The organism is Streptomyces sp. NPDC058289 (genome assembly GCF_042880975.1).
Lineage (GTDB): Bacteria > Actinomycetota > Actinomycetes > Streptomycetales > Streptomycetaceae > Streptomyces > Streptomyces stoeckheimensis.
Map to the genome: position 1 here is coordinate 1 of NZ_JBHVYI010000195.1, position 2,931 is coordinate 2,931.

Consider the following 2,931-nt stretch of genomic DNA (forward strand, 5'->3'; position numbering starts at 1 on the left):
GGGCCGCGCCCGCGGCCCCGCCGCCGTGGCGGACCGGGACCCGGTCGGAAGGCAGGGCCTAGGCCTCCGCGCCGCCCTCGGAAGGACCCGTCACGTCCTGGACGTGCCGCAGGCCCGGACCCGCCAGGACCTCGTGCAGTTGCTGGAAGACCTGCCGGGCGCCCACGGCGTTCCAGTCCGCGGGGAGCAGCTCGGCAGGCAGGCCCGGGTCGAGGTAGGGCAGCCGGCGCCACTCGGTGAGCATCGGCACGTAGTGGCGGAAGGCCTCGGCGGCGTCGATGCCGACCTGGAGGGCGAGCTTCGCGGCGACCGGTGCGTACGCGCCGGTGAAGGTGGCGTACTGGGCCTGGATCGCGGGGAAGTCCCACCAGGAACTCACCGCCTCCGGGAGGTCGCTGAACGCGGCGTAATCGGCGGCGGCGAACAGGTGGACGTACTCGCTCAGGCCGAGCCGGACGAGCATGTCGCGCGCGTCCTCCAGGAGCCGGCCCGGCGCCAGCCACACGCCGGGGGCGATGTTGCCGAAGCCGAGCCAGGTCAACCTGGTGCGCAGCTGGTAGCGGTGGGAGCGCTCGGACTCCGGTACGGAGAAGACGGCCATGGCCCAGCCGTCGTCGAGGTCCGCCGGTTCGAGGCTGGCGAAGATGCGCCGGTCTCCGGCGTCGAAGACGGGGTGGACGGCAGGACTGAGCCGGTACCCGGTGGCTCCGCGGCGCTCCGGTTCGAGGACGCCCTTCTTCTTGAGCCGGGAGATGGCCGAACGCACCGCCTGGCTCTCGACGCCGAGTTCAGACATGAGCGTGATCAGGTCGGCGACGGAGATCCAGCCGCCGCTCCCGCGCACGAAGGCCCCGTAGACCGTACTGATCAACGAGCTGGGCCTGAGGGAGCTGTCCGACATGATCACCTTCCCGTGGTGTGGGGTGGTGATCCTATCGAGGAGCAGCGCCCGGGCCGCCGCCGGTCACCCCGCGGCCGGTTTCCCGGGGTGCAGGGGGGCCTCCGCGTACGCCCCGGAGAGGAGGTGGCCCGCGCCGGGGGCGACGGCCGGCAGGTCGAGGGCGCGCAGCATCTGGTGCGCGGTGCAGACGGCCGCGGAGACCACCGGCTTGCCGAGCAGCTGCTCGGCCTGCTCGATGGCGCCGAGCGAGGGCATCTGCACGCAGGCCGACAGGACGACCGCGTCCGCGTCGGCGTAGTCCAGGGCGCGGGCCAGGCCGGGGAGCCTGGCCGGGTCGTGGGCGGCCACGTCGAGGTTGTTCGGGATCTCCAGGGCCTGGAAGTCGAGGACCTCGATGCCCTCGTGGGTGAGGTAGTCGACGACGGTCTGGGTCAGGGGGCGCATGTACGGGGCCAGCAGGGCCACCTTCTTGGCGCCCATGGTGTGCAGCCCGTGGACCAGGGCGCCCGCGCTGGTGACCACGGGGGCGGGGGCCCCGTTCTCCACGGTGCGCGTGTGCAGGCGCTCCTCGGAGGCACGGTGGTAGCCGAGGCCCATGCTCATGATGGCGACCAGACAGGCGTAGCCGAGTACGTCGACCCGCGCGTCCGAGAGTTCCACGGCGCAGCGGTCGGAATCGGCGTCCATCGCCTTGAGCTGCTCCGGCGTCACGTGGGTCATGCGCATGCGGCTGGAGTGGAAGGTGAAGCGGTCGTCGGGCGCGATCTCCATGCGGGCGCGCAGGATCGCGGGGACCTCGGTCTCCATGGTGACGTTGGAACTCGGGACGATCTGGCCGATGCGGTAGGTACGGGGCGGCACGGGTGCTCCTCGGGTCTGTGGCGGGGTGCCGGGGTGGGTGACGGGCGCGGGTTCCGGCCGGATCAGCGGGCGTCGACCACCGGGTTGGCGAGGGTTCCGATGATCTCGACGGTGGCCTCGACGGTGTCGCCGGGCACGAGGAACTCGGGCGGGACCATGCCGGCCCCGACGCCGGACGGGGAGCCGGTAGCGATGACGTCGCCGGGTTCCAGGGTCACGCCCGAGCTGATGTCGGCGATGAGCCGGGCGATGGGGAACAGCATGTGGCGGGTGTTGGACTTCTGCTTGGTGACCCCGTTCACCCGCAGCTCGAGGTCGAGGTCCATCGGGTCCGGGACCTCGTCCGCGGTGACCACGGCCGGGCCGAAGGGGGCGTAGGAGTCCTGGCCCTTGGAGAAGAACCACTGGCCCGACCGGCGCTGGTCGCGGGCGCTGATGTCGTTGACGATGCTGTAGCCGAAGATGTGGCCGTACGCCTCCTCCTCGGTCACCCGGAAGGCGGTCGTACCGATGACCACGGCGAGCTCGCACTCCCAGTCGAGCTGGGTCGTGAGGTCGGCGTTGTGCAGGATCGGCGACCCGGGACCGGTGACGGCGGTGGCGGGCTTGCTGAACAGCACCGGACGCGGGGGCAGGTCCTTGTCGGTGTCCAGGCTCCGGCTGGACTCCTCCACGTGTTCCACGTAGTTCAGCCCGACCCCGATGATCTTGCCGGGGCGCAGGGGCGCGCGCAGGGTGACGTCCTCCAGCCGGTGGACGGCCCCGGCGGGCCGGTCCGCGGGGTCGCCCGCCAGCAGGCGGGCGGCCGCCTCGTGGGCGGGGGCGCCGGCCCGGACGAAGGAGAGCAGGTCGCCGGGCAGTTCGACGCCGGCGTGCAGGGCGAGGGCCGCGAGGTCGTACACCAAGCCGTCGACCTGGGCGCCCAGGCGGTCGGCGGTTCCGGTCATCGGCGCGGTCGTGTAGGTCACCAGTCGCATCGGTGGCTCCTAAGGGGAGAGGAAGGGGAGGTGAGGGGGAGGAGGTGAGGAAGAGCGGCAGCGCGGGGTGCGCCGCCCCACCCGGGCCCGGGGGAGGGGCGGCGGGGCGGGGGGGCGGCGCGGGGCACGGGGCGGGGGGGGGGCCGCCCGTGGACGGGGTCGCCGCATAGCGGGGGGAGCCCAGGGGGGTGG

3 protein-coding genes are annotated in these 2,931 nt (G+C 73.0%); all 3 read right to left on the reverse strand.

Translation table 11 applies throughout. From position 1 onward, the window contains the following. Positions 1–58 precede the first annotated feature (58 nt). On the reverse strand, positions 59–901 hold the full coding sequence (locus ACFVX6_RS40705) for a PaaX family transcriptional regulator C-terminal domain-containing protein (protein ID WP_389699625.1): 843 nt from the start codon (positions 899–901) through the stop codon (positions 59–61). 63 nt (positions 902–964) lie between these two features. Continuing rightward, positions 965–1,708 (reverse strand): Asp/Glu racemase, encoded by a 744-nt coding sequence (locus tag ACFVX6_RS40710; protein WP_389699627.1) that lies wholly within the window; start codon positions 1,706–1,708, stop codon positions 965–967. 116 nt (positions 1,709–1,824) lie between these two features. Next, positions 1,825–2,739 (reverse strand): fumarylacetoacetate hydrolase family protein, encoded by a 915-nt coding sequence (locus tag ACFVX6_RS40715; protein ID WP_389699626.1) that lies wholly within the window; start codon positions 2,737–2,739, stop codon positions 1,825–1,827. Positions 2,740–2,931 lie beyond the last annotated feature (192 nt).